This window comes from Cupriavidus sp. UBA2010, from assembly GCF_002335265.1.
In the GTDB taxonomy this organism is placed as follows: Bacteria; Pseudomonadota; Gammaproteobacteria; order Burkholderiales; family Burkholderiaceae; genus Cupriavidus; species Cupriavidus metallidurans.
This window is the reverse complement of record NZ_DDCI01000006.1, coordinates 1-5,433: the sequence shown is the minus strand read 5'-3', so window position 1 is coordinate 5,433 and position 5,433 is coordinate 1. Positions and strand designations below refer to the sequence as shown.

The following is a 5,433-nucleotide window of genomic DNA, read 5'->3' as shown; positions in this document are numbered from 1 at the left end:
GACATGCTCGGCGAAGTGCTGGAGAGGCTCATCGACGACGGGCGCTGGCGCCAGATCGACGTGAGCATCCTCGACGCGAAAGCGGCCCGCAAGCGCCAGGCCGTCCCGGCATGACGCCCCGCAGCGAAACCGGGCGGTCCTGCGGCTGACCCGAGGCATCCGCCACGGCGTTCCAGCCGTTCCGGCCGCGTGCACTACAGGCCCTTCATCCCATCGGATGGAGGCCTTTCTCATTCTTCCACACAGGAGATTTCATCCATGTCACTGCGATTCAAAGGCGCTGACCTGCGCCCCGTGCTGACCGAAGCCATCGCCAATCAGGGGTCGTCTCAGAAAACGGAAAAAAATCGTACGCTAAGAGCCGAAGTGGGCCCTTTAGCAGCAATGCAAAGCTGCGATCAACGGGCAGGAAACATTGCCATGGTGCGCGTTGCACTCTCTCACTAGCGTCGACAGGGCCTCTTCCATCCGCGTGAGGTCCGCCATGCGTGCGCGCACATCGGCCAGCCGGTGAGCAGCCAGTTCGGCCGCCTCGCTGCAATGGGTGCCGTCCTCCAGTTTCAGGAGCTGGCCGACTTCATCCAGGCTGAATCCCAGGCGCTGGGCTGACTTCACGAACTTCACCCGCGCCACGTCCGCCTGCCCGTAGCGGCGGATGCGACCGTAGGGCCGCTCCGGCTGGGGTAGCAAGCCCTTGAGCTGATAGAAGCGGATCGTCTCCACGTTGACCCGGGCTGCCTTGGCGAAGGCCCCGATGGTCAGATTCTCTTGAGCGTTCTCCATGGCGCTTGACTCCGTAGTTGACTACGGAAGTAACGTTACAGCATCAAGCGAAGTCCCGGAAGGAGAACCTTATGTCGGAACCCAAGAACGGCCGCGGCGCACTGGCGACCGGCGGCGTCGCGGCCGTCCTCGCCTCGGCCTGCTGCCTCGGCCCCCTTGTCCTGGTCGCGCTCGGCTTCTCTAGCGCGTGGATCGGCAACCTGACCGTGCTGGAGCCGTATCGGCCGATCTTCATCGGCGCAGCGCTCATCGCGCTGTTCTTCGCCTGGCGCAGCATCTTCCGACCAGCCCATGCCTGCAAGCCCGGCGACGTTTGCGCCGTGCCCCAAGTGCGGACTGCCTACAAGGTGATCTTCTGGATCGTGGCCGCCCTGGTTCTGGTTGCCCTCGCGTTTCCCTACGTCCTGCCGCTGTTCTACTGAAAGGAGATCACCATGAAGAAACTCACCACCCTCACCACCCTCACCACCCTCACCACCCTCATCGCCCTGGCCGCCGCTCTAAGCGCGCCCGCCTGGGCTGCCACCAAGACCGTCACCCTGTCGGTGCCCGGCATGACCTGCGCCGCGTGCCCGATCACGGTCAAGACGGCTCTGTCCAAGGTCGCCGGCGTCGAGAAGGCCGAAGTCAGCTTCGAGAAGCGGGAGGCCGTCGTCACCTTCGACGAGGCCAAGACCAATGCCGACGCCTTGACCAAGGCCACCGCAAACGCGGGTTACCCGTCCAGCGTCAAGCAGTGAGGGCGTAATCATGGCCGAGGCGATCACCCTCCACATCGAAGGCATGACCTGCACGTCGTGCGCCGAGCACGTCCAGCAGGCTTTGACGAACGTGCCCGGCGTGCGCGCGGCCTCGGTGTCCTATCCGCAGCGGCAGGCCGAAATCGAGGCGGATGCAGGCGTGAGCGTGGCCCCGCTGGTTGCCGCAGTGGCCACGCTCGGCTATCGCGCACGGCTTACCGACACGCCGAACAAGCCTGCCGGCCTGCTAGACAAGGCGCTGGGCTGGCTCGGTGGCGAAACGAAGCATGTTGGCGGTGAACAAGCGCTGCACGTGGCTGTGATAGGCAGCGGCGGCGCGGCGATGGCGGCTGCCTTGAAGGCCGTGGAGCAAGGCGCCCGCGTCACGCTGATCGAGCGCGGCACCATCGGCGGCACCTGCGTCAATGTCGGCTGCGTGCCGTCCAAGATCATGATCCGCGCCGCGCACATCGTCCACCTGCGCCGCGAAAGCCCGTTCGATGCTGGCCTGCCGGCCGCAGCGCCCGCTGTACTGCGCGAGCGGCTGCTGGCCCAGCAACAAGGCCGCGTCGAGGAGCTGCGCCATGCCAAGTACGAAGGCATCCTGGCAAGCACTCCGGCCATCACCGTGCTGCGCGGCGAGGCCCGGTTCAGGGACACGCGCACGCTGACCGTGGCGACCGCTGACGGCGGCACGCACGAGGTGAACTTCGACCGCTGCCTGATTGCCACCGGCGCGAGCCCGGCGCTTCCGCCAATCCCGGGCCTTGCGGACACACCCCACTGGACCTCCACCGAGGCGCTGGAAAGCAGCTCGCTCCCCGAGCGGCTGGCCGTGATTGGTTCCTCCGTGGTGGCGGTCGAGTTGGCGCAAGCCTTCGCCCGGCTGGGCAGCCAGGTCACGATCCTGGCGCGCAGCACGCTGTTCTTCCGAGAAGACCCGGCCATCGGGGAAGCCGTAACAGACGCCTTCCGCGCCGAGGGCATCGAGGTGCTGGACCACACCCAGGCGAGCCACGTTGCCTATGCGGGCGGGGAATTCGTGCTCACCACCGGGCAGGGGGAAGTGCGCGCCGACAAGCTGCTGGTCGCCACCGGTCGCGCGCCGAACACGCGCAGCCTGAACCTTGAAGCGGCAGGCGTCGAAGTCAATGCGCAGGGAGCCATCGTCATCGACCGCGCCATGCGCACGAGCGCACCGCACATCTTTGCTGCCGGCGACTGCACCGACCAGCCGCAGTTCGTCTATGTGGCGGCGGCGGCCGGCACGCGCGCCGCGATCAACATGACCGGCGGCGACGCGGCGCTGGACCTGACGGCGATGCCGGCGGTGGTGTTCACCGATCCGCAGGTGGCGACCGTGGGCTACAGCGAGGCGGAAGCGCACCACGACGGCATCGAGACCGACAGCCGGCTGCTGACGCTCGACAACGTGCCGAGGGCGCTCGCCAACTTCGACACGCGCGGCTTCATCAAGCTGGTGGCGGAAGCTGGCTCAGGGCGGCTGATCGGCGTACAGGCGGTCGCGCCGGAAGCGGGCGAACTGATCCAGACGGCCGCGCTGGCGATCCGCCACCGGATGACCGTGCAGGAGCTGGCCGACCAGTTGTTCCCCTACCTGACCATGGTCGAGGGACTGAAGCTCGCGGCGCAGACCTTCAACAAGGACGTGAAGCAACTGTCCTGTTGCGCCGGATGAGGAAAAGGGAGGTGTTCGATGAACGCCTACAGCCGCGCCAACCGCCGCATCTACGCGGCCTTGTCCGATCCCCTGTCGGCCACCCACCGGCACCGCCTCGACGATCTGCTCAAGCGCCACGACAACGGCAAGACGACCTGGCTGGCCTGGCTGCGCCAGTCGCCCGTCAAGCCGAACTCGCGCCACATACTCGAACACATCGAGCGCCTCAAAGCCTGGCAGGCGCTCGACCTGCCTTCCGGCATCGAGCGGTCGGTGCACCAGAACCGCCTGCTCAAGATCGCCCGCGAAGGCGGCCAGATGACGCCCGCCGATCTGGCCAAGTTCGAGGCACAGCGCCGCTACGCGACCCTGGTGCGCTCGCCATCGAGGGCATGGCCACCGTCACCGACGAAATCATCGACCTGCACGACCGCATCCTGGGCAAGCTGTTCAACGCTGCCAAGCACAAGCATCAGCAGCAGTTCCAGGCGTCCGGCAAGGCGATCAACGCCAAGGTGCGGCTGGCCACCTCGATCAAGCAGGGCACGGTGACGGCCTCGCTGATGCTCAGGAAACTCGGCAGCTACCCGCGCCAGAACGGCCTGGCCGTGGCGCTGCGCGAGCTGGGCCGCATCGAGCGAACGCTGTTCATCCTGGACTGGCTGCAAAGCGTCGAGCTGCGCCGCCGCGTGCATGCCGGACTGAACAAGGGCGAAGCCCGCAACGCGCTAGCCCGCGCCGTGTTCTTCAACCGGCTGGGCGAAATCCGCGACCGCAGTTTCGAGCAGCAGCGCTACCGGGCCAGCGGCCTCAACCTGGTGACGGCGGCCATAGTGTTGTGGAACACGGTCTATCTGGAACGGGCCTCAAACGCCTTACGCGGTCACGGCCAGACTGTCGATGACGCCCTGTTGCAGTACCTGTCGCCGCTGGGCTGGGAGCACATCAACCTGACCGGCGATTACCTCTGGCGCAGCAGCGCCAAGATCGGCGCGGGCAAGTTCAGGCCGCTACGACCGCTGCAACCGGCTTAGCGTACGATTTTTTCCGTTTTCTGAGACGTCCCCAATCAGTGCCGCATTGTCCTGGTCAAGGATCAGGGCGTGTACTTCCTCGCCGAGCGTGGGGAGCGTCGCCCGGATGGGCGCCAGGCACTGCTCGCCTACGCCGTCGGATGCAACCCGGACACCGACCCGTTCGATGACTGGTGGCACCTCGCCGGCCGCGAGCTGGGCGGCGATGACTTCGCGGAGTATTTCGACCCGAAGGACGGCCTGTTCACGCGCCTCCAGCACTCGGCGGACGATCTCGTGCTTTCCGCCACCGCCACGCACCTGTCCTTAGCAGTGGTGCCTCCCGCCTGACGCGGCAACCGCCTCGCAGCCCCCGCATCGGGGGCCTTCTTTTGTTCGCACCGCCGCCATCGCCGCGCGTGCGCGTTTGTCTCCAGCCGCCGAGGCACGCCCCGCCGGCCACAACGCCGGCATGCCACCGGAGACAACCGCATGAACACGCCATCGACCTCGCCGAGGCTGCACCTCCTACCGGTGTCGCTGCGCACGGCCAATGCATTCGTTCTGTCGCACCATCGCCACCACCGCCCGGTCCAGGGCGCGAAGTTCGCCCTGGCCGTCACGCTGAGCGACAGCGACCTGATCCACGGCGTGGCCATTGTCGGCCGCCCGGTCGCGCGGCACCTGGACGCTGGAAGTCACGCGGCTGTGCACCGACGGCACACCCAGCGCCTGCAGCAAGCTCTACGGCGCGGCCTGGCAGGCGGCAAGGGCGCTGGGCTACATACGCCTGCTCACCTACACCATGCCCGACGAAGGTGGCGCCAGCCTGCGCGCCGCCGGCTGGCGGCTGATCGGCGCGCGCGGTGGCGGCGCCTGGAGCCGTCCCGGCCGTCCGCGCGCCGATACCCCCGAGCACCTGCGCGGCGCCAAGTGCCTGTGACAGGCGCCGGGTGGCGCGGACAAAGGGAAGCGCCCGGGTGCCGATTGATTGCTGCCGCGCGCGCGAGGCCCCGCCATGCTGGCCCCATGCCTGCTGACGTCGTCAGCGACATGCCAGGCAACCATCGGTCTTCGAGGTTGCGGCGCAGTTCCCACTGCGTGACCGAGCCAGCTCGCACCGCATCCTTCCGCGAGCGGCCACCAGCCTCTGGTGGCGGATGCTTTCGCCTTATCAACCCACCGCGGGGTCACGCACCTTCCCCGCATGCGTGGG

The 5,433-nt window shown here is 67.3% G+C and carries 5 protein-coding genes and 4 pseudogenes; 8 read left to right on the top strand and 1 reads right to left on the bottom strand.

All coding sequences use genetic code 11. The annotated features are described in order from the left end of the window. Nucleotides 1-114: pseudogene (locus B2246_RS02280) on the top strand (GTPase); the annotation flags it as partial. Nucleotides 115-375: 261 nt separating this feature from the next. Here the strand turns inward: B2246_RS02280 and merR are convergent. Further along, nucleotides 376-783, bottom strand: a complete 408-nt coding sequence (gene merR / locus B2246_RS02275; protein WP_003098939.1) for an Hg(II)-responsive transcriptional regulator — start codon at nucleotides 781-783, stop codon at nucleotides 376-378. Nucleotides 784-854: 71 nt separating this feature from the next. Here merR and merT point away from each other — a divergent pair, with 71 nt between their 5' ends. The 7 genes and pseudogenes from merT to B2246_RS02245 all read left to right on the top strand — a co-directional run. Then, a complete protein-coding gene (merT, locus tag B2246_RS02270) occupies nucleotides 855-1,205 on the top strand; it encodes a mercuric ion transporter MerT (RefSeq protein ID WP_003098936.1) in 351 nt (116 codons plus the stop codon). 12 nt (nucleotides 1,206-1,217) lie between these two features. Next, on the top strand, nucleotides 1,218-1,523 hold the full coding sequence (merP, locus tag B2246_RS02265) for a mercury resistance system periplasmic binding protein MerP (protein WP_003098934.1): 306 nt from the start codon (nucleotides 1,218-1,220) through the stop codon (nucleotides 1,521-1,523). Nucleotides 1,524-1,533: 10 nt separating this feature from the next. Beyond that, nucleotides 1,534-3,222, top strand: a complete 1,689-nt coding sequence (gene merA / locus B2246_RS02260) for a mercury(II) reductase (RefSeq protein ID WP_003098932.1) — start codon at nucleotides 1,534-1,536, stop codon at nucleotides 3,220-3,222. 18 nt (nucleotides 3,223-3,240) lie between these two features. Then, nucleotides 3,241-3,756, top strand: a complete 516-nt coding sequence (locus tag B2246_RS29140) for a Tn3 family transposase (protein WP_003098931.1) — start codon at nucleotides 3,241-3,243, stop codon at nucleotides 3,754-3,756. Then, nucleotides 3,720-4,238 (top strand): annotated as a pseudogene (locus B2246_RS29135) (Tn3 family transposase); the annotation flags it as partial. The gene B2246_RS29140 and the pseudogene B2246_RS29135, both read left to right, overlap by 37 nt. A gap of 27 nt (nucleotides 4,239-4,265) precedes the next feature. Next, nucleotides 4,266-4,568, top strand: a pseudogene (locus B2246_RS02250) (DUF3085 domain-containing protein); the annotation flags it as partial. Nucleotides 4,569-4,709: 141 nt separating this feature from the next. Next, nucleotides 4,710-5,073 (top strand): annotated as a pseudogene (locus B2246_RS02245) (XF1762 family protein); the annotation flags it as partial. Nucleotides 5,074-5,433: the final 360 nt, after the last annotated feature.

Excerpts from the sequence above, each read along its gene's own strand:
- merT (WP_003098936.1), top strand. The coding sequence starts at position 855 with ATGTCGGAACCCAAGAACGGCCGCGGCGCACTGGCGACCGGCGGCGTC.
- merP (WP_003098934.1), top strand. The coding sequence starts at position 1,218 with ATGAAGAAACTCACCACCCTCACCACCCTCACCACCCTCACCACCCTC.
- B2246_RS29140 (WP_003098931.1), top strand. The coding sequence starts at position 3,241 with ATGAACGCCTACAGCCGCGCCAACCGCCGCATCTACGCGGCCTTGTCC.
- merA (WP_003098932.1), top strand. The coding sequence starts at position 1,534 with ATGGCCGAGGCGATCACCCTCCACATCGAAGGCATGACCTGCACGTCG.
- merR (WP_003098939.1), bottom strand. The coding sequence starts at position 783 with ATGGAGAACGCTCAAGAGAATCTGACCATCGGGGCCTTCGCCAAGGCA.